The organism is Microbacterium sp. BWT-B31 (genome assembly GCF_041379855.1).
GTDB lineage: Bacteria > Actinomycetota > Actinomycetes > Actinomycetales > Microbacteriaceae > Microbacterium.
Window position 1 is genome coordinate 75454 of sequence record NZ_JBFECU010000007.1, and the last position, 24724, is coordinate 100177.

General features: G+C 71.3%; 21 protein-coding genes. 9 read left to right on the forward strand and 12 right to left on the reverse strand.

The window, feature by feature from the left end; genetic code table 11:
- Window positions 1-60 precede the first annotated feature (60 nt).
- The 4 genes from AB1K54_RS09220 to AB1K54_RS09235 are packed head-to-tail and all read right to left on the reverse strand — an operon-like array spanning window position 61 to window position 4189.
- The gene (locus tag AB1K54_RS09220; RefSeq protein WP_371202448.1) at window positions 61-957 is read right to left on the reverse strand and encodes an anchored repeat-type ABC transporter permease subunit; all 897 of its coding nucleotides are present in this window, start codon (window positions 955-957) and stop codon (window positions 61-63) included.
- Entirely contained in the window at window positions 941-1744 is an 804-nt protein-coding gene (locus AB1K54_RS09225) for an anchored repeat-type ABC transporter ATP-binding subunit (protein ID WP_371202449.1), read from the reverse strand. Before AB1K54_RS09225 ends, AB1K54_RS09220 begins: the two co-directional genes overlap by 17 nt.
- Window positions 1741-2709 carry a choice-of-anchor M domain-containing protein gene (locus tag AB1K54_RS09230; RefSeq protein ID WP_371202450.1) on the reverse strand — a complete coding sequence of 323 codons (969 nt, stop codon included), beginning with the start codon at window positions 2707-2709 and terminating at the stop codon, window positions 1741-1743. Before AB1K54_RS09230 ends, AB1K54_RS09225 begins: the two co-directional genes overlap by 4 nt.
- Before the next feature lie 19 nt (window positions 2710-2728).
- Complete coding sequence (locus tag AB1K54_RS09235; protein WP_371202451.1) at window positions 2729-4189, reverse strand: anchored repeat ABC transporter, substrate-binding protein; 1461 nt, start codon at window positions 4187-4189, stop codon at window positions 2729-2731.
- A 278-nt stretch (window positions 4190-4467) separates the two neighbouring features.
- On the opposite strand from AB1K54_RS09235, the gene AB1K54_RS09240 reads away from it, so the two are divergent.
- From AB1K54_RS09240 to AB1K54_RS09255, 4 genes are all read left to right on the forward strand, one after another.
- Window positions 4468-6516 carry a TIGR03773 family transporter-associated surface protein gene (locus AB1K54_RS09240; protein ID WP_371202452.1) on the forward strand — a complete coding sequence of 683 codons (2049 nt, stop codon included), beginning with the start codon at window positions 4468-4470 and terminating at the stop codon, window positions 6514-6516.
- Between the two features lie 73 nt (window positions 6517-6589).
- On the forward strand, window positions 6590-8080 hold the full coding sequence (locus tag AB1K54_RS09245; RefSeq protein WP_371202453.1) for a choice-of-anchor M domain-containing protein: 1491 nt from the start codon (window positions 6590-6592) through the stop codon (window positions 8078-8080).
- A 69-nt stretch (window positions 8081-8149) separates the two neighbouring features.
- Complete coding sequence (locus AB1K54_RS09250; protein ID WP_371202454.1) at window positions 8150-9184, forward strand: WxL protein peptidoglycan domain-containing protein; 1035 nt, start codon at window positions 8150-8152, stop codon at window positions 9182-9184.
- Window positions 9185-9321: 137 nt separating this feature from the next.
- Window positions 9322-9717, forward strand: a complete 396-nt coding sequence (locus AB1K54_RS09255) for a Fur family transcriptional regulator (RefSeq protein WP_371202455.1) — start codon at window positions 9322-9324, stop codon at window positions 9715-9717.
- Window positions 9718-9868: 151 nt separating this feature from the next.
- On the opposite strand, the gene thrC is transcribed toward AB1K54_RS09255, so the two are convergent.
- Window positions 9869-11296 (reverse strand): threonine synthase, encoded by a 1428-nt coding sequence (gene thrC, locus AB1K54_RS09260; RefSeq protein WP_371202456.1) that lies wholly within the window; start codon window positions 11294-11296, stop codon window positions 9869-9871.
- Between the two features lie 246 nt (window positions 11297-11542).
- Between thrC and AB1K54_RS09265 the strand changes: the two genes are divergently transcribed.
- Complete coding sequence (locus tag AB1K54_RS09265) at window positions 11543-13024, forward strand: MATE family efflux transporter (protein WP_371202457.1); 1482 nt, start codon at window positions 11543-11545, stop codon at window positions 13022-13024.
- A 29-nt stretch (window positions 13025-13053) separates the two neighbouring features.
- Window positions 13054-13842 carry an alpha/beta fold hydrolase gene (locus AB1K54_RS09270; RefSeq protein ID WP_371202458.1) on the forward strand — a complete coding sequence of 263 codons (789 nt, stop codon included), beginning with the start codon at window positions 13054-13056 and terminating at the stop codon, window positions 13840-13842.
- 16 nt (window positions 13843-13858) lie between these two features.
- Here the strand turns inward: AB1K54_RS09270 and AB1K54_RS09275 are convergent, their stop codons facing one another.
- The 6 genes from AB1K54_RS09275 to AB1K54_RS09300 form a co-directional block, all read right to left on the reverse strand.
- On the reverse strand, window positions 13859-14539 hold the full coding sequence (locus AB1K54_RS09275; protein WP_371202459.1) for a PhzF family phenazine biosynthesis protein: 681 nt from the start codon (window positions 14537-14539) through the stop codon (window positions 13859-13861).
- A gap of 117 nt (window positions 14540-14656) precedes the next feature.
- Window positions 14657-15445 (reverse strand): DUF2182 domain-containing protein, encoded by a 789-nt coding sequence (locus AB1K54_RS09280; protein WP_371202460.1) that lies wholly within the window; start codon window positions 15443-15445, stop codon window positions 14657-14659.
- Window positions 15442-17040, reverse strand: coding sequence for a tyrosinase family protein (locus AB1K54_RS09285; RefSeq protein ID WP_371202461.1), 1599 nt, complete (start codon window positions 17038-17040; stop codon window positions 15442-15444). Before AB1K54_RS09285 ends, AB1K54_RS09280 begins: the two co-directional genes overlap by 4 nt.
- Window positions 17030-18373, reverse strand: coding sequence for an MFS transporter (locus AB1K54_RS09290; protein ID WP_371202462.1), 1344 nt, complete (start codon window positions 18371-18373; stop codon window positions 17030-17032). Before AB1K54_RS09290 ends, AB1K54_RS09285 begins: the two co-directional genes overlap by 11 nt.
- A complete protein-coding gene (locus AB1K54_RS09295; RefSeq protein ID WP_371202463.1) occupies window positions 18370-18993 on the reverse strand; it encodes a winged helix-turn-helix transcriptional regulator in 624 nt (207 codons plus the stop codon). Before AB1K54_RS09295 ends, AB1K54_RS09290 begins: the two co-directional genes overlap by 4 nt.
- Before the next feature lie 205 nt (window positions 18994-19198).
- Window positions 19199-20815 carry an AMP-binding protein gene (locus AB1K54_RS09300; protein ID WP_371202464.1) on the reverse strand — a complete coding sequence of 539 codons (1617 nt, stop codon included), beginning with the start codon at window positions 20813-20815 and terminating at the stop codon, window positions 19199-19201.
- A gap of 209 nt (window positions 20816-21024) precedes the next feature.
- On the opposite strand from AB1K54_RS09300, the gene AB1K54_RS09305 reads away from it, so the two are divergent.
- From AB1K54_RS09305 to AB1K54_RS09315, 3 genes are all read left to right on the forward strand, one after another.
- On the forward strand, window positions 21025-22935 hold the full coding sequence (locus AB1K54_RS09305) for an FAD-dependent monooxygenase (protein WP_371202465.1): 1911 nt from the start codon (window positions 21025-21027) through the stop codon (window positions 22933-22935).
- Window positions 22932-23387: a MarR family winged helix-turn-helix transcriptional regulator gene (locus AB1K54_RS09310; protein WP_371202466.1), complete on the forward strand. Its 456-nt coding sequence runs from the start codon at window positions 22932-22934 to the stop codon at window positions 23385-23387. Before AB1K54_RS09305 ends, AB1K54_RS09310 begins: the two co-directional genes overlap by 4 nt.
- Before the next feature lie 189 nt (window positions 23388-23576).
- The gene (locus tag AB1K54_RS09315) at window positions 23577-24266 is read left to right on the forward strand and encodes a GNAT family N-acetyltransferase (RefSeq protein ID WP_371202467.1); all 690 of its coding nucleotides are present in this window, start codon (window positions 23577-23579) and stop codon (window positions 24264-24266) included.
- 36 nt (window positions 24267-24302) lie between these two features.
- Here the strand turns inward: AB1K54_RS09315 and AB1K54_RS09320 are convergent, their stop codons facing one another.
- Window positions 24303-24722, reverse strand: coding sequence for an Lrp/AsnC family transcriptional regulator (locus tag AB1K54_RS09320; protein WP_371202468.1), 420 nt, complete (start codon window positions 24720-24722; stop codon window positions 24303-24305).
- Window positions 24723-24724 lie beyond the last annotated feature (2 nt).

Here is a 24724-nt window from a genome sequence, read left to right on the forward strand (position 1 = left end):
GGGCGCACCAGTCCGCATCACCGCCGCGCGTCGCGGCGCGCCGCGACGAGCAGAGCCGGGTCAGGTCGCAGCCAGAGCCGGATCGGGGTCGCCCGAGCGCCGGTAGCGGCCCGTGGCGCGCACGACGATGCCGTGCCGGGGGGCAAGCAGCCACGAGAGCAGGAAGACGCCGGTGGCGACGAGAACGATCATGCCGCCGGCAGGCAGATCGAGGCTCCACGACAGGTAGAGGCCGATCAGGGCGGAGGAGGCGCCGATGACGGGGGCCAGCAGCATCATGACGGCGAGCCGGTCGGTGAGCAGGCGCGCGGCGGCCGCGGGGGTGATGAGCAGGGCGAGGACGAGGATGTTGCCGATCGTCTGGATGGAGATCACGATCGCGACGGCGACCATGACGTAGAGCACCAGGTCGACCACGAAGACCGCAATGCCGGCGGCGCGTGCCATCTCGCGGTCGAGGGTGACGAGCACGAACTCCTTGTGGAGCAGGAACGCGACGGTGAGCAGCACGAGCCCGGTGGCGGCGACGACGAGCACGTCTTCGTCGGGGATGCCGGTGATGGAGCCGAACAGGAACTGCTGCAAGGAGCCGGCATAGCCAGGGGCGCGGCTGATGATGACGATGCCGAGGGCGAACGCGGCCACGAAGAAGACGCCGATGACGCTGTCCTCCTTGAGGCGCCGGTTCTGTGCGAACACAGCGACCAGGATCGCGGTCAGCACGCCGGCGATGGCCCCGCCCACGACGAGGCTGCCCTGCACCACGAAGGCCACCGCCAGCCCCGGGAAGACGGCGTGGGCGACGGCGTCGCCGATGAAGGCCATGCCCCGCAGCACGACGTAGCTGCCGACGATGCCGCAGACCAGGCTCGACATCATCGCCACGGCGAGGGCTTTGGGAAGGAAGGCGAGATCGGGATTGAGCAGGTCTGCGATGAAGTCAACGGGTGAGAGCATCGGCGGGCTCCTCCTGATCGACGGCGGCGGCCACGACACGCAGCAGGGGGTTGTCGGGACGGATGTCGTACGCACGCATCCACACCGCAGGGTCGCCGAGCTGCGCCGTCGTCCCGTCGGCGATGATGCGGCGGTTGATCAGGCACAGCCGGGTGCAGTCGTGCAGGGCGGCGGCGATGTCGTGGGTGGTCATCAGCACGGCGTGACCCTCTCGGGCGAGTCGGGTGAACAGGTCGGTGAGCAGCTCCTGGCTGGGCATGTCGAGGCCGGTGAACGGTTCGTCGAGCAGCAGGGCGGTCGGGGCGAGGGCGAGTGCGCGCGCCACCAGGACGCGTTGCCGCTGCCCACCGGAGAGCTCGCCGACGGGACGGCGCCGGAGTGCGGCCATCCCGACGCGGCCCAGGGCTTCGTCGGCGGCCCGGTAGTCGGCGGTCTTGGGGCGGCGCATCCATCCGATCCGTGCGGTGCGACCCGTCAGCACGGCTTCTTCGACGGTGATGGGGAAGTCCCACGCGAACTCGTGTCGCTGCGGCACGTACCCGACCAGGGAGCGCGCCTCAGCCGGTCGGCGCCCGTCGATTCGCACCGTGCCCGAGCGGGCCGGGACGAGGCCGAGGATGGAGCGCAGCAGCGTGGTCTTGCCGGCTCCGTTCGGGCCGAGCAGCCCGACGAGCTCGCCGGGACGCACCCGCACGGTGGCATCGGCCAGCACGCGGCGCCCGCCGAGATCGACGCTCAGCGCGTCGACCTCGATCCCGTGCGCCGGGCGTGGGGACTGCTGCGTCATCGTGCGTCTCCGTGCGTGCCGGCATCGCCCCGGCCGCGGCGCCGGGCCAGGGTGGTGGCGATGCCGACGACCAGGACGGCGATGACCAGCACAGCGGCGCCTCCCGCGACGAGGTACCAGACCGCGCTGTCGGAGGCATCCGCGCCGGCGGCCGACTCGTCGCCGCTCGCGGGCGCGGCGGCCGTCTGGGCGCTGTCACCCTCTGGGCTCCGGCTCAGGTGGGCGGCGAACGCGTCGGCGGGATCGGTGGCGTCGCCCACGGCGAAACGGAGCGTGCCTCGGGCTGTCATGGTCTCGCCGGTGACGAGGTCGCCGGTGAACTCCGCGTCGACGAGGTAGACGCCGGGCCGGCTGAACACCCAGTTCGCATGGGTGTGGGTGTTGACCTCGATCCAGGCGTCCTGGGGGAACGGCTCGTGTGTGCTCCACAGCGGCTGCGGCGCCCCGAAGTTGCCGCCTTGCAGGTAGACCACGACGTCGCCGGGGCCTTCGACGGCGTGGACACGCAGTGTGGCGCCGAGGCTCAGAGAGCCGAGCAGGGTCGGCTCCTGCGTGTTCCAGCCCGCCCAGATCACTCCGGGCTGCTCGGTCTGCGGGATGACGTGCACGGGCGCGCCCGCGGGCAGCTGCAGGAAGGCGAACGCTTCGTCTTCGGGGACGGTGAGGGTCGCGGCATCCGTCACCTGGAGCACGACGTCCTCAGGGTTGCGCCAGTAGCGGGGCACGCTGGTGTCGTCGTGGATCTGCAGCGCCCACCGACCGGTGCCGAAGGTGGGCCCGAAGTCGGCGTGCCCGGCCGAGAGAACGACCTGCCCTGTGCCCTGCTGCTGGTTCGAGTCGATGACCTGATCGAGGTCGTCGTCGACGGATGCTGCCGCCGGCAGCACGCCTTGAGCGGCCAGGAGTGCTGCGGCGAGGATCAGCCCGCTGCGGCGGGCGAGTCGGGACAGGGCGGTGCGTGGCATGTGTTCCTTCTTCGTGGGTCTAGTCGGTGAGGCAACGCACGAGTGAGGCGGCGTTGGCGCGGATCATGTCCGTGTAGGTGGGGGCGCTCTCATCGAGCGCGTCCCCGTAGATCGGGCACACCTGAACGCCCTGCTCCTTCGCGACCTCGACGAGAGTGGAGGAGCGCGCCGCGAGGTTGGGTTCGAGGAACACCGCGGGAACGTTCAGGTTCTGGATGGTCTGCGTGAGCCGCTTGCGCTCGGCGATGCTGGGCTCGCTTGCCGGATCGGGAGTGACGAACCCGGCGATGGTCATGTCGTACGCGGCCGCGAGGTACCCGAACGCGTCATGCGTGGTGACCAGCACCCGCCGCGAAGGCGGAATGCTCGCGATCGCCGCGCGCACGTCGTCGTCCAGCCGTTCGAGCTCTCCCAGGTACCGACGCGCGTTGTCGCGGTACTCCCGCGCACCCTCGGGATCGGCCTGGGTGAGGGTGTCGCGCATGATCTCGACGTAGGCCATCGCGTTGCGGACGTTCTGCCACAGGTGCGGGTCGATCTCACCGTGGATGTGCTTGCCGAGCACCGCTTGCGGCAGCTGGTAGACAGGCTCGCCCGCGCGACCGAGGAACCGGAAGGAAGGGTCGCCGGGGATCTCGTGCAACGCCTTGCCGGGCACCTCGACGACCACGTCGTGCACGTCGAGGATCTCCTGGTGGGCGCCGCCGCTGCCGTGCTCATGGTCCCGCACCACCTGGAACACTCCCCGGTCGAGGTCGACGGTGAGGTCGGAGTGGCCGGAGTCCAGCACCTGCGCCTGTTCCCGGCCGGGCACGGTGTGCGCATCGACGCCGACCGCGAACACGATCGTGTCTTCGGCGATCGGGATCGGCTTGGACTGGGGATCGACCTGCAGCTTGGCCTGGACGTCGAGCTCGTAGATGCCTGGTTCGGTGAACGCCCAGCTGAGGTGGGTGTGCGCGTCGGGCGGGAGAAGCATCGTGTCCGCCCGGTATCCGGTGGTCTCGTCGAAGCCGTCGGTGGAGTCGATGTAGTGCGCCACGTCGCCGAACGTGCCGGTCAGGTACGCGTGCAGGTCGCCGGGTCCGGTCATCCCCGTCGCCGACAGCAGCACGTCCGAGCTGCGGTCGGCCCCCAGCTGAGACCCGTCGCCGGTGACACGCACGCCGAGCCAGACGGTGTCGAGTGAGATGTCCTCGACGAGCGGGATGATCTCGGCTGCGTACTTCACCGCGCTCTCGGCGAGGGAGATGTTCGGGATGCCGCGGCGCAGGTTCGCGTCGAGGGCCTTGATGATGCTCTGCTCCTCGAGAAGCAGGTAGTTCGTGAATGCCACATCGGCGTAGACGATGTCGCGGACGTTGCGCAGCGTCGGCTCGTAGCTGTGCGGGTCCGCGCCGTCCGGCACGATCGAGGTCACCTCTGCCCGATCTCCGGCGACGTTGCGAGCCAAGTCCGCCAGGATGCCCGTCGTGGTCACGACCCGCAGGCGCGAATCGGTCGATGGCGCGGTGCCGGGGGCCGCACACCCCGAGAGCGCAGCAGTCGCGAGGAGGACCGCCGCAGCCCGGAGCAGGGGGCGTTCGTGTCGGTGCATGGCGGGTCTCCGTTGCGGGGACGAGGTTCGAAGCGACGGGGTTTGCATCCCCGATGTTGGTAATGATACTTATTATCAATAAGGCTTGTGACCACCGAGCGCGAGCCGTGCCCCACCCGAACCGATGTGAAAAGCGATCTCTGCCGCATATGTCTGCCACCGTGACCTCCCGAGCCCGTTCGTTCGCCACCCGCCGATTCCTGGCGGTGATCGGTGCGGCCTGTGTTTCGCTGTCCGCTGTGACCGGGCTGGCTGATGCCGTGCGGGCGTCGGCGGCCGCGGAGGCCACAGTGGTGCTGGATCGGAACCACACCGACGCGCTGAGCGTCCGGTATGAGAACGACGCCCTGGTGCTCAAGACCCGCGCCGATCTCGACAGCGGGCCAGGTCGGATCCTGGACCCGGCGCAGGTGCTGTTCCACGTCACCGATGAACTGAAGGACACCGTCCCCGACCTGCCCGCGTTCTCGTTCCTCGGGGAGGCGGGTGCCCCCATCTGGCGGATCTCGCAGACCTACCAGCCCGGAGTGCTGTGGGCAGGGTGGGAGACCGAGTCGCTGCCTCGGGGCGTCTTCGCGTCCGAGCAGGTGCGCATCCGGCTGCAAGAGATCAGCGGCCCCGGCCGTGTGGAGCTGTTCGTCAACGAGGTGCAGGGCCCGCGCCGCCTGCTCAGCTCCACCGACGCGAGCCTGCGGACGATCACGGAGAACGTCGGGGCGCATACGCACGCGAACTGGGTGTTCACCGCCGCCGGCACGCACACCTTCACGTTCGTCGCCGAAGCCGACCTCGTGGACGGCCGCGCGATCCGGTCCGAACCCCAGACGTACACCTTCCTCGTCGGCGCGCCCGACCCGCAGCCCTCGCAGACGCCCGCGCCGCAGCCTTCATCCGCCGTCACCGATCCCGGACGACCCGACCCCACCCCTTCGCCGACCGAGTCCGACCCGGGTCAGCCCTCACCCATCCCGTCGCCGTCGGCCACCGTCGTGCCGTCCCCCACGGCGTCGCCGGCCCCGACCGACTCCGTCACGCCCGAGCCCGCGCCGACCCCGGTGGATCCGACCGTCGCACCCGAGAGGTCGCTGCCGGCGCCGGACCCGGCGGCGCTCACCGATGGCTCCCGCGGCGGCGTCACGGTCTCGTCGCCGACAGTGGCGCCGGGGGCGACGGTGACGGTCACGACCACGACCGCGCCCGCCTCGCACTGGGTGTCGCCGTGGCTGCTGTCGGCCCCGGTGGATCTGGGATGGAAGCAGGTGAACGACGAAGGGGCCTTCACCGTCGCCATCCCGCCCGACACGGCCGTCGGCGCACACCGGATCGTGGTGCGCGACACCACGGCGGCGCTGGTCGGCTGGACCGAGATCGACGTCGTCGCCGCGGAGGCAGCCGTCGAGGAGTGCGTCCCCACCCCGGTCACCACGACCGTGCGCCCGGAGAACGTCGATGTGGCCACCGGCGGGCACTTCGACTTCGGCCCGGTCAGAGAAGGCGGCACGCTGCGCGCCCTGATCAAGGACGACCGCTCGGCCCCCGCTCCGTGGGTCGACCCGGCCACCCTGGTGTTCCACCTTCCCGATGCCGCCGCCGTGCAGGTTCCGGGCGGTCAGTTCGACTTCCTCGGCTCGGGGCAGGTCTGGCAGATCCCGCTCACGCAGCAGCCGGATGTGCCGTGGCTGGGCTGGAACACCCAGCACCCGTCTGTGGCCGGCAGGGCGCAGGGGCCCGTCACGCTCACCCTGGACGGCCTGGAAGGCCCCGGCGAGCTCGCGGTGTACTCGGTGAACTCGTGGGGCCAGTTGGGCGCACGGTACTTCGGCACCGTCAGCGGGTTCCCCCGCTCGACCAGCATCGAGGTCGGCCCCAGCGGAGTGCACGTGCACGGCATCTGGGCATTCACCCAGCCCGGCGCCTACCATGCCGATCTCACCTTCGCGGGAACCATCGACGGCGAGCGGGTGACCGCTACCTCCACGCTGACGTTCTTCGTCGGGGCGGGCGACCCGCGCTCCGCGGTGCGCGAACAGACCGTGACCACCTATGTCGGCCGCACCGCCAGCGGCGCCGAGTGCGAGCTGTCGTTGGCGGCCACCGGTCCTGCCGACCCGCAGTCCACCACGGATCTGGCGAGTCTTGCCGGCGCCGCCCTGGTCGTCGGGCTGGCGTTCCTCGGCGCATCGGCGCTCGCTCCGCGCCGCCGTACGTGACCTGAACCTCGTGAGCGCACCGCTCACAACGACGGCTGGCAACAGCCATGACCCACAGGAAGGGATGCCTCAGATGACATCTACCCTCGCCCGGCCACGCACCGCGGTCGCCGCCATCGCTGCGCTCGCGGTGGCCGCGGCCCCGCTGCTGGCCGCGCCGGCATACGCGGCCGACGTCGAGGACCCGGTCTCGTTCGACACCGGTCACATCGACGCGTTCAATCTCGCGCTGAACCCCGACGGCAGCATCCGGCTGAACCTCAAGGAGGACGTCACCGGCTCGCACGTGGAACACAGTCCCGAGAAGGTCACCCTGGTCGTGAAGCAGGACGCCCATCGAGAAGGGCTGCCGGCGGCGTACCTGCCGCCCGGCGCGCCCACCTCGCTGTGGTACCTGCCGCTGACCCAGGACTCGAGCCTGCTGTGGCCCGGGTGGGACAGCATGGGCGCCGCATCCGTCTACGGCGCAGACGCCGATGTCGACATCGTCATCAGCGAGGTCGACGGTCCCGGCGACGTCTACCTGTGGACCAACGGCGTCTTCGGCGACATCGTCCAGCTGCTGCAGGACGACTGGAAGCTCCCCGCCACGATCCACCAGAGCTTCCTCGCGCACACGCATGCGAACTGGGGGTTCACCGCCGCCGGCACCTACACCCTCACCGCGCGGGCGACGATCACCAGTCAGGACGGCACCAAGACGTCCACTTCGGATGCCGAGACCTACACGTTCCAGGTCGGCGAGGCCGGCAGCGAGCCGGAGCCGGAGCCGGAGCCGCAGCCGAGCGAGACCACCCTGTCGATCCTGGGCCTTGGGGCGCACTACCACACCGGGGACGTGGCGGCCCTGTTCGCCATCCCGAGCCCGGAGTCGGCCAGCTATCACTATCACTGGTTCACGCGCCCGAACGCTGACGCGCAGTGGACCGTCGTCGACGGTGCCGACACCGACACGTACGGGTTCGTGGTCACCGCCGGGCACGAGGTGAAGGCCGCGATCTACGACCACGACCACAACGTGATCGCCGAGAGCGAGCCGGTCCGCATCCGCGTCGACGACCACGGGAGCACTCCCGGGGTCGGCCCGCAGATCGCCACCAGCCTCGCTGAGACCGAGGGTGCGCTGGTGATCAGCGTGGCGTCGGGCAGCGAGCGCAGCGAGCTGTCGGATCTGCAGCTGAACGCCCAGGCCGACCGCTACGTGTCTGAGGGCACGATCGGCGGCATCACCGTCACCGACACGCGCTCCGGCGCGCCCGGCTGGTCGGCGTCCGGCCGGGTGCGCGCGCTGGGCACGATCGACGGCGCATACCTGGACGGCAAGTACATCGGCTGGACCCCGAAGGTGGTCAGCTCCTCCGCCGGCCAGACCGTGACCGCCGGTCCCGTCATTGCCCCCGGCTACATCGAGGGCAACGGGATCAAGGGCTTCAGCGTCCTCGGCACGAGCGCGGCGGGATCGTCCACCGGCACCGCCGTGCTCGGCGCCGACATCCGGATCGAAGCGCCGACCACCACCCGGGTCGGCGACTACACCGGCGTCGTGCTGATCACCGTCATCTAGCAGCAGTCGCGGGTCGGGTGCCGGCGCCAGCACGTGCCGGCACCCGATCACACGCGTCCAGGAACACCCATGTCATCCACACGCAGCAGTCTGGCCACCCTCACCGTCCTCGGCTTCCTCGCCGCGGCAGCCGCCCTTCCTTCAGCCGCGCACGCGGCCGCCGATGACGACGCAGGCCCGCAGACCTGGGCCGTCGCCCCCGCCACCGCGGACGGGCCCGACGGGCGACCCGCGTTCGACTACGTCGTGGAGCCTGGCGACAGCGCCGATGACGCCGTCGCCGTACGCAACCTCGGAGAACGGCCCCTGACAGTCGCGCTCTACGCCCAAGACGCCGTGCAGACCCCCGAGAACGCGTTCGAGGTGCTGACCGAGCAAGACGACGCGGAACGGATCGGTGCCTGGGTTCGGCTCGACGCCACCGAGGTGACCGTCCCCGCTCGATCCAACGTCGTCGTGCCCTTCACCGTCACCGTCCCCGAAGGCGCCGAGCCCGGTGACCATGCCGGCGCCATCGTGGCTGTCAGCACCCCGTCGGAAGCAGACAGCGCCACCGTGCAGTACCGCGTCGGCACCCGCATCCATCTCCGCGTCGCCGGTCTCGTCGACGCCGCCCTCGACATCGACCGCATCGACGGAAGCTACGAAGGCCGGTGGGCGCCCTGGGCCACGGCTCCCCTCGATGTCGTGGCAACCCTCGAGAACACCGGCAATGTGCGTGTGGAGCCCGCCGCGCACGTCCGGGTGACGGGCCTGTTCGGATGGTGGAGCGCCGAAGCACCCGTGGACGGCCTCGACGAGATCCTGCCCGAGGGCGCCCAGAGCGTCGTGACGGAGGTCGGCGACGTGCCCCCGATCGGTCCGCTGTGGGTCACCGTCGAGATCACCGACGTCACCTCAGCCGGACAGGACGTCACGGGCATCACCGCGATCACCTCCGCCACGACCGTCGTGTGGGCTGTGCCGTGGGTGCTGGTCGTCATCATCGCGCTGTTGGCCGTCGCCATGACCGTGGCGATCGTCAACCTGCGACGGCGGCTGCGCGGCGCCGATCCCGTCGCCGCGTCGACCCACGCCGACGCGGGCGCTGCGCCGCTCTTGTGAGCGCGCTCCTCCGCGAGTCGGTGGCACCGCCGCCGCGAACGTGACCGCCGCTCGGCCGGCCCACCCGGGCCGGCCCGGAGACCGGGGCGGTGCCGCCGCCTACAATGGATGAGAGGCGGATCCGTGAGGGGGGCCGGATGGAGACTGCGACCGAGGGCCGCCGAACCGTACAGAAGACGGTGATCCGCCAGGCGCTGGACCAGCGCGAAGGCTTCGTCTCGGCTCAGCAGCTTCATTCCGCGCTGGAAGCCGCCGGCGACCGGGTGGGCATCGCGACGGTGTACCGGCAGTTGAACGCCCTCGCCGCGGCGGGGCTGGCCGACACCATCACCGTGGACGGGGAGATTCTCTACAAGGCGTGCGGAGACCGGACCCATCACCATCACCTGGTGTGCGAGCGGTGCGGAAGGTCCGACCAGATCGATCCTCCGTCGGAGTCGTGGATCCAGAGCGCCGCTGCCGCCCGCGGCTACACCGTCACGCGGCACGTGTTCGAGGTCTTCGGCCTCTGCGCGGACTGCGCCGCCGCGTGACGTTGTCTGCGACGGTCTGAACCTCCTCCGCCCCGTCGCTCACGCGGGCCGGTCTCGCCCTACGCGAGGGCGGCAGTTTCCTGCGAGCGCTGCGTCGCGCGACGCAGCGCTCGCCGCGAAGTGCAGCGCTCGCTCGGCGATGCCGCGCGGGTCAGGCGCGCAGCGCGCGCTCGGCGATGAACGAGCGCAGCAGCTGCTCGTCGTCGGCGATGTCGGTCACGCGCTGCGGCGCGTCCAGGAGCGCCCGGGTGGCGGCATCCGTCTCGATCGGCGTGCCGAGCGCCTCGGCGATCGTGTCGGCGAACTTCTCGGGCTTCGCGGTCTCGAGCACGAGCATCGGGATGCCCGGCTCGATGTGGCCGCGCGCGACCTTGACGCCGTCGGCGGTGTGCGGGTCGATGGTGACGCCGGTGCTCTCGAACACCGAGCGGATCGTCGCGAGGCGGTCGGCGTGGGTGCTCGTGCCGCTCACGAACCCGAACTCGGTCTCGAGACGGGGCTGCTCGGCCGATAGGTCGATCTGGCCCGTCTCGGCGAGCTCGCGCCACGCGGCGGCGGTGCGCTCGGGGTCGCGGCCGAGCAGGTCGAACACGAAGCGCTCGAGGTTCGACGCGCGCGAGACATCCATCGACGGGCTCGAGGTGGCGAGCGTGTGCTCGGCCGAGCGCGGGCGGTAGCGGCCGGTGCGGAAGAACTCGTCGAGCACGTTGTTCTCGTTCGACGCGAGCACGAGCCGGCGCACGGGCACGCCCATGCTCTTGGCGTAGTACCCCGACAGGATGTTGCCGAAGTTGCCCGACGGCACCGCGAACGACACCTCGAAGCCAGCGCGCTCGGCGGCGGGCACGGCGTCGGTGGCGCGCAGCCACGCCCACACGTAGTAGACGATCTGCGCCGAGATGCGGCCGAAGTTGATCGAGTTGACCGCGCCGAGGCTGTGCGCACGCTTGAAGTCGATGTCTTCGGACAGGCGCTTGACGAGGTTCTGGCAATCGTCGAAGACGCCCTCGACGGCGAGGTTGTGCACGTTCGCGTCCTGCAGCGAGTACATCTGCGCGCGCTGGAACGCGCTCATGCGGCCCTGCGGCGAGAGCATGAAGATCGCGACCCGCTCGCGTCCGCGGAAGGCGTGCTCGGCCGCGGAGCCGGTGTCGCCCGAGGTGGCGCCGAGCACGTTGAGCACGCGGCCGGTCTTGTCGAGCACGTACTCGATCGCCTCACCGAGGAACTGCATCGCCATGTCTTTGAAGGCGAGGGTGGGGCCCTCGGAGAGTCCGACGAGCGTCAGCTCGTCACTGAGGGGCTCGACGGGCACGATCTCGGCCGCCGCGAACTTTCCGCCGCCGTACGCCGCCGCCGTCAGCCGGGCCAGGTCGTCGCGGGGGATGTCGGTGGCGAAGAGGCTGAGGATCTCGGTCGCAAGCTCGGGGTAGGCCAGTTCGCGCAGCCGCTCGAGGTCGCCGCCGCTCAGCTGCGGGAGGCGCTCGGGCACGGCCAGGCCGCCGTTCGGGGCCAGCCCTTCGAGGAGGACGTCGCAGTACTGGCCGAGTGAGCCGCCGCGGGTGGAGATGTACTGCATGGCGCCAATCCTCGCGAGGCCGGGCCTCACGATTCTTCTGGGAGGGTCGCGTCCATTCTATGGAACGCGGATTCGCGCTCCGTCGCGCATTCAGCGGGGCTTCAGGTGGGCGCGTGCCAGAATTGATGACAACTTCGAAACGATTCGACACCCCGACGGCACAGCCGCCGTGTCGACGCGGAGCGCCAGCATCCGATTCCCCTGAAGTCGGCCCCGAGCGGGCCGACTCTTTCGTTGAGGTCAGCCATGCCCCGATCCCTCACCACCGGCAGCCCGTGGCGCGTCATCCTGACGTTCTCGGTGCCGCTGCTGATCGGCAACGTCGTTCAGCAGCTGTACCAGTTCGCAGACGCCGTCGTGGTCGGCCGGCACCTCGGGGTGGACGCGCTCGCCGCAGTCGGGGCGACGGGGAGCCTGCTGTTCCTGCTGCTGGGCTTCGTGTGGGGCATGACGAGCGGGTTCGCGATCCCGACCGCACAGGCCTACGGAGCGGGGGATGCCGCGGCCGTGCGCCGCTCGGTGGCAACGGGCACGATCCTCACGGCGATCGCGAGCGTCGTGCTGATGACCGTCGGGCCGCTGCTGGCGGGGCCCGCCCTCGCGCTCATGCGCACGCCCGACGCGCTCATGGCCGACGCGACGGTGTTCGCGCAGGTGAGTCTGCTCGGCGCGCCCACGATGCTCTTGTTCAACTACCTCGCCGCGCTCATCCGCGCGATCGGCGACTCGCGCACGCCGCTGGTGTTCCTGATCCTGTCGTGCGGGCTCAACATCGGCCTGGTGATCCTGATCGTCGGCTTTCTCAACGGAGGCGTGGGCGGGGCTGCGGTCGCGACCGTCGTGTCGCAGGCGGTCTCGGTCGCGCTGTGCCTGGTATATGTCCGCCGGCGCATACAGCCGCTGCACCCGCGCCGCGCAGACTGGAAGGTGACGCGCGCGGACTGCGTCGCGCACCTGCGACTGGGCCTTCCGATGGGCTTCCAGGCGTCGATCATCGCGATCGGCACGCTGTCGGTGCAGGTCGCGCTGAACGGCCTGGGCGCGGCATCCGTCGCCGCCTACACGACCGCATCGCGCGTCGACTCGCTCGCCGTGGCGCTGCTGCAGTCGATCGGGCTGGCCTCGTCGATGTTCGTCGCGCAGAACTTCGGCGGCGGGCGCCCCGACCGCATCCGCCGCGGCGTGGTGCAGGCGACGTGGATGTCGGTCGCCGTCGCGGTCGTGCTCGGCGGGACGCTCATCGTGTTCGGCCCCGCGCTGATCCGGCTCTTCGTCGGCGACGGGTCGGGCGATGTGGTGGCGCTTGCCGCGCAGATGCTGGTCGTCAACGGGGCGATGTACTGGGTGCTCGGGCCGCTGTTCGTGCTGCGCGGTTCGCTGCAGGGGCTCGGGGATGCCGTCATCCCGACCGTCACCGGAGTCATCGAGCTCGTCATGCGCGTCGGCGCCGCGGTCGTGCTCGGCTCGGTCTTCGGCTACATCGGCGTGGTGTGGTCGAACCCGCTGGCGTGGGTCGGCGCGGTCGTGATCCTCGTTGCCGCCTACCTCGCGGCCGACCGGCGCCTGGCGCGCATGCCATCGGCCCCCGGCATCGTCACGCCCACGACGCCGATCGCGCTCGTCGGCCCGACCGACGGCTCGATGACCGTGGAGACCGTCGTGACCGCGCCGGTCCCGCTGCCGAAGCCGGCGCGGCGGGCGCGGCGGGTCGGCAGCCGCTCGCGCTGACCGCCGCCGGGCGGGAGCAGAATGGCGGAATGGATGCCGCGCTTCGCACGACGATGCCCGACCCGCAGTTCGTGATGTCGGAGGAGGGCCACCGCATCGCGACCTACACGTGGGGTGACCCGGATGCCCCGCCCGTCGTGGTCGTGCACGGCTTCGCCTCCAGCTGTCGTGACAACTGGGTCGACACCGGCTGGGTGCGCGAGCTGCTGCGCGGCGGCTACCGCGTGCTCGGCATCGACCAGCGCGGGCACGGCGCGAGCGACAAGCCGCACGACCCTCGGGCCTACGCGATGGACCGGTTCGTGTCAGACCTGCTGATCGCCCTCGACACCCACCTGCTCGACGCCGTGCGCTACGTCGGGTACTCGCTCGGCGCGCGCGTCGGCTGGCAGTTCGCCGTCGACCACCCCGAGCACGTGTCGCGGGCCGTGCTCGGGGGCATCCCCGACGGACGGCCCCTCGCGCGTATGCAGATCGAGCAGGCGCGCGCCTACGCCGACGAGGCAGTCCCCGTCGACGACCCGATCACGAGAAGCTACGTCACGCTCGCCGAGCGCGTGGCGGGCAACGATCTGCACGCGCTCGTCGCGCTGGCCGAGGGGATGCGGCTGGGCGAAGCCGACCCCGACCCGTCGCGCCCGCCCACCCAGCCCGTGCTCTTCGCGACCGGGTCGGAGGACCCGATCCTGCCCAGGTCGCAGCGGCTCGCGGCATCCGTTGCGAACGGGACGTTCGTCGAGATCGCCGGCCGCCACCACTTCAACGCGCCGGGGTCGCGGGCCTTCCGCGAGGCCGGGTTCGCGTTCCTGGGCACGTGATCTGCCGGGGGCGGGATCAGCCGAGCTCGATGACCCGTGCCGCGCTCGTGCGCCCGCCGACCTCGATCTGCTGGCCGAGGTAGCGCACGTGGGTGTGCAGGCGCGAGCCGCGGCCCTGGCGGATGTCGAGATCGACCCCGAGTGCGGCGGTGAGCCGGATCGCCGCCGAACCCGTGGCCTCGTCTTCTCGGATCCCCAGGTCGGGCGCGAACATGCGGGCTCGGACGGTGTGCGCCCCCTCGTCGATCCACGCCCACACGTAATGCATTCCGTCCGCGTAGGTTTCGGGATCGATCGCATCCACATCGGCGGGGGCGTCGAACCGCTCGATCTCGAACTCGGGCGCCCAGTCGGGCATAGCCGTCACGAACACGACGTCGCCGTCCGCGCGCACGCGCACGCTCCCCGCCGGCACCACGATCTGGCGCACCTCGTCCCCCGACTCGCGCAGCCATGCCGCGAGCCCCACCGTGGGATGCCCGGCGAAGGGCAGCTCCACCGCCGGGGTGAAGATCCGCGCGCGAACGACGCCATCGGCGATCGCGTCGATGAAGATCGTCTCGCTGAAACCCAGGTCGCCCGCGATCTGCTGCTCGCGGCCACGGGTGGCGGCATCCGCCCACGCGATCGCCAGCGGGTTGCCGTGGGCGCCCTCGCGATCCACGAACACCCTCACCTCGTTCACGGTCAGGCTCACGGTGGCGATTCTCGCAGGGGATGCCGCGGCGCGCGAGACGGCGGGCCTCAGGCGCCCGCACCCGCGGCGTGATCGCCGGGGTCGCCGTCCGCCGTCACGGGGGCGGGCCCCGGCGGCTCAGTGGTGGGCGGCCGAGGCATCCCTCCATCCTCGCGGGCCCCGCGACAGGCGACCGATGAACGGCACCTGCCACCGTGGACGCCGCGCCGGAAGGTGGCGCTCGACGACCAGCACCACCGTCGCCGCGGCCATCACCACGAGGTGCCAGCCATCGGCCAGCATCACCAGTACCATCAGCGGGCCGCAGGCGGCGGTGCACGCCGCCCCATCGATCAGCCCGAACCGCGTCGCGTCCCACAGCGCTCCGCCGCCGAACGCACGCAGCGCCGGTCTGCGGTGGCACACGTTGAGAAACCGTCGCCGCGCGGGCGAGAGATGCCAGACGACGACGGCGAGCACGGCCACCACGACGGGCCAGACGTTCCCCGCGGTCGACGCGATCGCGTCGGCGAGCGGAACGGCCACGATCCCCGACGCCGCCCACGGCGCCGTGTAGCCGGCGAGGAACGCCGTGAGCACCGCGGTGCGGTTGCGGCGCAGGCTGCCCGCCCAGATGCGGTCCACGTCGCGCACGATGAGCAGAGGAGACATCGCGAGCACCATCAGCAGCCACAGCGCCAGTCCGTGCGAGGCGCCGGAGGTGAGGGGCAGGGCCGCGGCATCCGCTGCCCCCACGACCAAGTGGCCGCCGTGCCCCGTGCCCCCGGCCGCACCCGGGCCGCCCACGAGCACGAGCCACACCATCGCCACCCACCCGGCCGCGCTCGCGAGCAGCGCCGCCGGTACCGGATCGCGCCGCACCGCGACCGTCGCGGCGCGCGCCTGAAGCCGGAGCCGGTCGCTCATGTCGGAAGAACGTACACCGACACCCGCCCGATCGAGAAGTTCATCTCGGCGACCGTGGCATTGGCCGGGACGAACCGCACGTCGAGTTCGGCGAGCTCTTCGCCGGACAGGTGCAGGGCGTCCACGATCTCACTGATCTCGATGACCTGGCTGATGCCGACGCCGGCCCGAGCGCCGTCCGGGTCGGTCGCAGCCGTCACTCCGAACAGCGAGACCGTGCCGGCCAGGCGCTCGTCGTCCTCGTCGTCGACGGCGCCGAACGCCTTGCCGCCGGCGACATCGTCGAGGCCGCCGGGGCGGCCGACGTACACGTCGTAGTTGGCGGCATCGTCGGTGCCCTGGATTCCCTCGAGCTTGAGAAAGACGCGCGGCGGCTCGGATGCCTCGTCCAGGCCGAACCCCTCCCGGCGGCGCAGACCCCGGCGCAGGTTTCGCACGCCGGACTCGTCGAGTCGCACCGGCACGTCCGTGGCGCCCTGGACGGGCACATCGCGGTCGCTCGCGCCGATCAGCTCCGGGGTGCGGTCCTGGCCCATGTCGGCTCCTTCGTCGGGCGCGGCGCCCTCGGCGCGGACCTGGCCTCCGGCGGCCGCGAACACGCCGATGCGTCGCGTGCGCCGCCGGGGTGCGGGGGCAGCGGGTGGGGCGGGCGCCACCTCGTCGTCGTACACGTAGTCCAGCGGCGCGGCGCGCGTGTCGAGCACGTCTCGCGCGGCGAACCTCCACTCGGTGCCGTCGACCTTCGGAGCCACGAAGGCGCGCGCGACGGGGCCCTTGAGCCAGGTGTCGTCCTGCGGATCGGCGCCCTCGCGACGCCACACGCTCCACAGGCGGTCGATGTTGGCGTGGTGCAGCCAGAAGATCGGGTCGAGCCCGGCGGTGTTCGGGTTCGACATGAGGCCGCCGGCGCCCCCGATCGCGCCGTGCACCTGGTTGTGCGGCAGCGACTCGACGGCGCCGCTCGTTCCACCGGAGTGGTTGAAGAGGGTCTGGGGACCGCCGAATCCTGGGGGGATTCCCTGCCGGCCGGCGGTGTAGTCGTCCTCGTCGAGGGCGCCCAGCGCCACCAGGCGGCGGGGGATCGTGATGGGCACGGTGCCGTCGCCGAAGCGCCGCTCGACTTTGAGCGGGTTGTCGCTGCCGTCGGGCATCTCGTCGTCTGAGAACGCGGAGGGCAGCACGCGCGCACCCGCGGCAGGTGCGCTGTAGTTCCAGTACGGCAGAGCCCAGTCGGCCGGTCCGCCCAGGTCGACGACCGCGTCCTTCACGATCTGCTCGAACGCCGACAGGTAGCCGCGGTGCCACGGCAGGAAGTACCAGCTCTGGTGCTGGCACTGCCACCAGTACGTGCGCTGCACGGCCTGAGTGGGAGGCGCGGTCGAGCCGTCGATGTAGTCGGCGTCGGCCCACAGCTGGGGATCGATGCCGTGCATCGCGGCGAGGAACAGCCAGCTCGTCGGGTCGCTCATCGGGCGCGCACGCAGCGCGCGCACCGCCTTCGCGTACCAGACGAGCGTGTCGGGCCACCCCGGCCCGAGCGCGTGAACCTCACGTCGGATGCGAACCACGGCGTCTCCCTCGGTGTCAAACACCATCCCCCTGCGAGGCAGGATATGCCCGGCCCTGGTCCGACGGAACCCGGCGCGCGGTCCCGCGCGCCCGCCGGACCGTGATCGACAGCACGGCCGCGATCGCGCACAGCGCCGCCCCGCCCCACCACGCGTAGGTGTAGCTGCCGAAGACGTCACGCGTGACCCCGGCGGCGATCGCGGCGATCGCCGCGCCCACCTGGTGCGACGCGAACACCCAGCCGAACACGATCGTGCCGCGCTCGCCGTACAGCTCGCGGCACAGCGCCGCGGTCGGGGGCACCGTGGCGACCCAGTCGAGTCCGTAGATCACCACGAACAGCACCATGCTCGGGTTCACGACGTCGGCGAGCAGCCACGGAAGCAGCAGCAGCCCGACGCCGCGGAAGACGTAGTAGCCGACGAGGAGCTTGCGCGGGTCGAACTTGTCGGTGAGCCATCCGGACGCGATCGTGCCGGCGATGTCGAACACCCCGACCACGGCGAGCAGGCCCGCCGCGACCGTCGTCGGCATGCCGTGGTCGTGCGCGGACGGGATGAAGTGCAGGCCGATCAGCCCGTTCGTCGTCGCCCCGCAGATCGCGAACGCGGCGGCCAGAGCCCAGAACGATCGCGACTTCGCCGCGAACGCGAGACCCTCGAAGGCGCGGCGGCCCGCGCCGCCGGTGTGGCGGGGCGGGGCGACCCAGGTCGCGGCATCCGCCCCATAAGGCAGCACGCCCCGATCGGACGGGTGGTCCCGCAGCACCAGCCACACGATCGGCACGGCGATCAGCGCGATCGCGGCGACCAGCAGCGACGCCGCGCGCCACCCGACCGACTCCGCCAGAGCGGCGACCGGCGGCAGGAACACGAGCTGGCCGGTGGCAGACCCCGCCGTGAGGATGCCCATCACGAGTCCGCGGCGGGCGACGAACCAGCGATTCGCGATCGTCGCGGCCAACACGAGCGCCATCGAGCCCGTGCCCAGCCCGATGAGCAGTCCCCAGAAGATCAGCAGCTGCCAGGACGCCGTCATCAGCACGCTGCCGCCGGCGCCGAGCGCGACGAGGGTGAGCGCGGTGGCGACGACCTGCCGCACGCCGAAGCGGTCCATGAGGGCCGCCGCGAACGGCGCGGTGAGGCCGAACAGCACGAGGTTGATGCTCACGGCGAGCGACATGACGCTCGTCGACCACCCGAACTCGTCGTGCAGCGGCACCATGAGCGCGCCCGGCGCCGCACGGAAGCCCGCGGCGGCCATGAGCGCCACGAACGCCACGGCGGCGACCCACCACGCGGGGTGGATGCGGCGCGTGCGTGGTGCGAGGGCGGGGAGCGTGTCGCGGGGGTCGGTCATGCGGGGTCTCGCGGGGAGTCGTGGGCGGGCGCGTCCGCGGCGGGAACGGCCCCGGCGGGCACGGCTGCCCCGGCTCGCACGACTTCCCCGGCGGGCACGGCTGCCCCGGCGGGCACGGCTGCCCCGGCGCGCACGGCTGCCCCGGCTCGCACGACTTCCCCGGCGGGCACGGCGAGGGCGAACGGCAGCCCACCCATGCTGCGGCGGGCCCACAGCGTGGTCCAGGCGTCGAGGGGTGCGCCGCACGAGGGGCACCAATCGGATGCCTCGGCCGGGGCAGCGCAGCGCGCGCACAGGATCGTCAGGCCCCAGGGTCCCTCGGGGTCGGCGGCGCGCGTGAAGCGCGCATAGGCGTGGAGGATCGGGAGGGCGCGGGCGCCGGCATCCGTCAGCAGGTACCCGCCCGTCTCGCGACGTTCGATCAACCCGACCTCGATCAGCCGCCGCAGCCGCCGCGAGAGGACGCTGTCGGCCGCACCGGTCGCCTGGCGCAGCTCGTCGAACCGGCTGCGGCCCGAGAACAGCTCGCGCAGGATCACGAGCACCCACGGGTCGGCCAGCACGTCGGCGGCGTGGGCGATCGGGCACGTCGCGGCGGACCAGTCCGAGCGCAGGGGCATGTGGGTACTTTCTTGAAGAAAGCTGTGATTGTCAAGCCCCCGCGGTCACCCGCACGGCGAACCGGGGTGACTGCGGCACTTCGGTGCGACGGCGGTGCATGGAAATGGCGCGGTCGCACCGAAACGCAGCGCTTGCGTGCAGGAACGGGCGACGGATGCCGCGGGCCGACGAGAACCGCCGGTCCGCGGGCATCCGCCCGTCGGCTCAGCCGGCAGCCGCTGCCTTCTCGCGTTCGCGGAGGTCCTTGCGCAGGATCTTGCCCGCCGACGACTTCGGGATCGCCTCGATGAACTCGACGCGGCGCACCTTCTTGTGCGGGGCGACTTCAGCGGCGACGAAGGCCATGACCTCGTCGCCGGTGAGCCCGGAGTCGGGCGCGGCCACGACGAACGCCTTCGGGATCTCCTGCTTGTCGTCGTCGAGCACGCCGATGACGGCGGCGTCCATGACCTTGGGGTGGCTCAGCAGCAGCGCCTCGAGCTCGGCCGGCGCGATCTGGTAGCCCTTGTACTTGATGAGCTCCTTCACGCGGTCCACGATCGAGAAGTAGCCGCCCTCGTGATAGACCGCGACGTCGCCGGTGTGCAGGAACCCGTCGGCGTCGAGCGTCTCGGCGGTCGCCTCGGGCTTGTTCAGGTAGCCGAGCATGACGTTCGGCCCGCGCACCCACAGCTCGCCCGGCGCGGTCTGGCCGTCGTCGCCGACCTCGGTGATCTCTTCGCCGGTCGCGGTGTCGATCAGCTTGCACTCGAGGTTCGGCAGCAGCACGCCGATCGAGCTCACCGGAATGTCGTCGCGCTCGAACGGCATCGCGTGCGACACCGGGCTGAGCTCGCTCATGCCGAACCCCTGCATCATGCGGGCGTGGATGCGGCGGCCGGCGATCTCGGCGGTCTCGCCGTCCAGCGGCGCGGCGCCCGAGAACACGGTGTGCACGGTCGAGATGTCGAACTGGTCGACGATCGGATGCTTCGCCAGCGCGACGGCGATCGGCGGCGCGATGTACAGGTAGGTGCACTCGTACTTCTGGATGTTCGTGAGGAACTCGACGAGGTCGAACTTGGGCATCGTGACCAGGCTCGCCCGCTGGCGGAGGGCGAGATTCAGCAGCACCGTCATGCCGTAGATGTGGAAGAACGGCAGCACCGCGAGCACGCGGTCGGCCTCGTGCAGGCGAATGCTGACGCGGCACTGGGCGACGTTCGCGACGAGGTTGCGGTGGGTGAGCATGACGCCCTTCGGGATGCCGGTCGTGCCCGACGAGTACGGCAGCACGGCCACGTGCGTCGCGGGGTCGAAGGACACCTCGGGCGCAGGCGAGCCCTCGGTGAGCAGCTCCCGCAGGTTCGGGTGGCCGTGCGCGCCGTCGAGCACGATGACCCGCTCGTGCGGGATGCCCACCGCTTCGGCGGCGACCGAGGCCTGGGCAAGCAGCGGGCTGACGGTGATGAGCCAGGTGGCGCCGGCATCCCTCAGCTGCTTCTCGATCTCGGCGGCCGTGTAGAGCGAGTTGATCGTGGTGACCGTCGCGCCCGCACGCAGAATGCCGTGGAACACCGTCGCGAACGCGGGGATGTTCGGGCACAGCAGGCCCAGCACGGTCGGGTCGTCGCCGTCCGAACCCGGGCCGACGCCGCGCGCCGCGAGGGCGCCGGCGAACGCGTCGACCTGGGCGCGCAGCGCGGCATAGGTGGTCTCGGCGCCCGTGGCGGGGTCGATCAGCGCGACGCGGCCGAGGTCGGCTTCCTCGAGCGTGTCGAACAGATACTCGTGGACGCTGACGTTGGGGATCTCGATCTCGGGGAAGGGGCTCTTGAACACGGGGTCTCCTTTGAACCGATGACCGGCCGCGTCGTCGCGGTCGGGTGAGCTTCGATGGCGAATCCGGATGCCACGCCACGTGGAACCGGGTGCCGACGTTCGCCCCATCCTAAGCGGGAGGCTCTTGAAATCGTTGGGGTACTGACGGTATTCTGCTTGCGCGCGCTGTCCGCGCCACCCGCACGCACCGCAGTCGAAGGAGATCGGGCATGCAGTTCTATCGAGAGGGCTTCCGCCCCGGTGACCCCGACGTCCAGCCCGCCGCCCGAGAGGCGCACGCCCGGCCGGCATCCGTTCCCGAGACGGTCGACGTGCTCATCGTCGGCACCGGCCCCGCCGGCACCGTGCTGGCCGCGCAGCTCGCGGCGTTCCCCGGCATCGACACCCGCGTCGTCGAGCGCCGCCCCGGGCCCCTTCTGGTCGGCCAGGCCGACGGCGTCGCGTGCCGCACGGTCGAGATGTTCCAGGCGTTCGGTCTCGCCGAGGCGCTGCTGCGCGAGGCGTACTGGGTCAACGAGGTGCGCTTCTGGGGTCCGTCCGACGGCGATCGCTCCAAGATCGTGCGCACCGGCTGGGTCGAAGACACCCCCGAGGGGCTCAGCGAGTTCCCGCACGTCATCGTCAACCAGGCGCGCATGCAGCAGTACCTGCTCGACCACGCGGCCGTCTCGGCGAGCCGGCTCGAGCCCGACTACGGCATCGAACTGGTCACCCTTGAGGTCGGCGAGGGGTCGCATCCGGTCACCGTCACCCTGCGCCACGCCGAAGGCGAGCGTGCGGGCGAGCAGTTCACCGTGCGCGCGAAATACGTGGTCGGGTGCGACGGCGCGCGCAGCAACGTGCGCCGCGCCATCGGGCGAGAACTGCGGGGGGATGCCGCGAACCACGCGTGGGGCGTCATGGACGTGCTCGCCACCACCGACTTTCCCGACTGGCGCACCAAGAACGTCATCCAGTCGGCCGGAAAAGGCAGCCTGCTCATGATCCCGCGCGAGGGCGGCAACCTGGTGCGCTGCTACGTCGACCTCGGCGAGGTGACGGCCGGGGATCGCAGCATCCGCCTGACGACCGTCGAGCAGCTGACCGCGGTGGCGAACAGCATCCTGCACCCGTACTCGATCGACGTGCGGGCCGTCGCGTGGTCGTCGGTGTACGAGGTGGGGCAGCGCCTCACCGACAGCTTCGACGACGTGCCGGCAGACGACGCGACCGGGCGCCTGCCGCACGTGTTCATCGCCGGCGACGCATGCCACACCCACTCGGCCAAGGCCGGTCAGGGCATGAACGTGTCGATGCAGGACGCCTTCAACCTCGGGTGGAAGCTCGCCGCCGTGCTCGAGGGCCGCTCGCCCGAGGCTCTGCTGCGCACCTACTCGGCCGAGCGTCAGGCCGTCGCGCAAGACCTCATCGACTTCGACCGGTTCTGGTCGGCGTTCATCGCCCAGCCCACGCTGGACCCTGCCCACTCCGAGCTCGGCGGCGTCACCGCCGACGAGATGAAGGCCGAGTTCGCGCGCCAGGGCCGGTACACCGCCGGGCTCGCCACCCGCTACCGCCCCTCGGCGCTCACCGGCGCGGCGGAGCACCAGGCGCTCGCGCCCGGCTTCGAGATCGGCACGCGCTTCCACTCCGCCCCGGTCGTGCGGGTGGCCGACGCTCGGCGCCTCGAACTGGGGCACGCGCACCGCGCCGACGGCCGCTGGCGCCTGTACGCCTTCGGCGACGCCACCGGCGAAGGGCTGCGCGAGCTCGCGGAGTGGCTGGGCGAGGCATCCGACTCGCCCGTCGCGCGGTTCACGCCCGCCGGCGCCGACGTCGATGCCGTGCTCGACGTTCACGCCGTGTTCCGCGGCGGGCACCACGGCGTCGACGTCACCGAACTGCCGTCGATCCTGCTGCCGACGTCAGGCCCGCTCGGGCTGCAGGACTGGGAGAAGGTCTGGGCGACCGACCCCGCGCGCGACATCTTCGCCGAACGCGGCATCGCAGAAGAGGGGGCGATCGTGATCGTCCGCCCCGACCAGTACGTCGCGCACGTGCTGCCCCTGTCGGCCCGCGACCAGCTCACCGCGTTCTTCGGCGGGTTCCTCGTCGAGCGGGGGGCCCTGGTGACGCGATGACGGCGTCTCTGGCCGCCGGGCCGGCTTTCGACGACACCGAGCCCGAGCCGCAGCGGCACACCGGGTACCTCATCCGCCGCGCGCAGCAGTTGCACGTGGCCGCCTGGACCCGCATGGTCTCGACCGAGATCACCAGCGTGCAGTACTCGATCCTCGTCGTGCTCGACCGCCTCGGCGAGGCCAGCCAGCGCGAACTCTGCGACGAGGTCGACCTCGATCGGTCGACCGTGGCCGACCTCGTCTCGCGCATGGAGCGCCGGGGCCTGCTCGAGCGCAGCCGCGACCCGCAGGACGCACGCCGCAACGCCGTGCGCCTCACCGAGCACGGCCTCGCCGAGCGGCACCGCCTGCGTCCGCTCGTCGACCGGGTCGACGGCGCGCTCACCGGGTTGCTGTCGCCCGAGGACCGCGCCGCGCTGCGCCGCGCGCTGCGCCACATGCTCGACGGCTGAGCGGGGGTCACCGGTTGCGTCCCGCCGGGGTTCGGTGCACCCCTGCGCGGGTCGGCGTCTGCAGAACTCCTTCGATCCGGTTCGAAAAGGCCCCGGCGCGGGCCTGAGGGCCACGGCCTCGCCGGATCGGAGGAGTTTTGCCGGGCCTCCGTTCGTGCGAGACGCCGTTCGTGTCGCAGAATCGACGGCATGGCTTCGCCCCGACTCATCGAACTGTGGCCCGCCGCCGGTGTGCGGATCCGCGCGGGAGGGGTTGAGATGCGGTGGATCGACGACGAACTCGCCGTCGATCTCGCGCTGCTGGCGGGCAACGGTGTTCACGAAGAAGGGTCCATGCCCTTCAACTCCCCGTGGACGCGCGGCTCGGCACGCGAGGTCGGTCGGAGCGTGCTGAGCTTCCAGTGGGCCGCCCGCCCGCACGTGAGCGCCAAGAGGCTCGTCCTCGAGTTCGGTGTGCTCATCGACGGTGAACCCGTCGGCATTCAGGGGGCATCCGCCGACGACTGGTCGGTGCTGCGCGAGGTCGAGACGGGGTCGTGGCTCGGGCGTGCACATCAGGGAAGGGGAATCGGCAGCCGCATGCGTGCGCTGATGCTCCACTTCTGCTTCGAGGCGATGCACGCCGAGCACGTGGTGTCTGCCGCCTTCACGGACAATGCCGCGTCCAACGCGGTGTCACTGCGGACCGGCTACGAGCTCGACGGGGTGCAGCGGGTCGTGCGTGAGGGCGTTGCGGCGACGCAGACGCGATATCGAATGGATCGGGATCGCTGGCTTCAGGTGCGTGCCGCGAATCAGCAGCTCATCGGAGCTGACGTCGAGGTGATCGGCGTCGAAGCGCTGCTTGCTGATCTGGAGCCGGTTGAGCCTGCCTCCTAGCCGCTCGGTGGTCGCACGCCGCGACTCTCCGCCGCGTCAGCGCAGGGCGATGGTGGTGCTCGTCTGCTCGACGCCCCCGTCCTTCTTGAGGGTGCGCAGGAGGGCGTCGAGGGCGGCCATGTCGCGCACGCGGATGTGCAGGTGGTAGTCGAACGGACCGGTGACGTGGGCCGCATCCATCACCGAGGCAAGGGCGCGCGCCCACGAGAGGAAGGCGTCCGAGTCACGCTCCGAGCGCAGTCGCACGTCGATGAACGCCTCGATCGCGTCGTTGCGGATGGGCTCGTCGACGCCGAGCACGGCACGGTACCCGGCGATGACCCCGGTGCTCTCGAGGCGCCGCACGCGCGCCGCGGCGGCGTTCGTGCTGAGCCCCACCGCGCGCCCGATCGCGCTGAACGAAGCTCGCCCGTCTTCGAGCAGAATGCCGAGAATCCGGTCGTCGAGGTCATCCATGC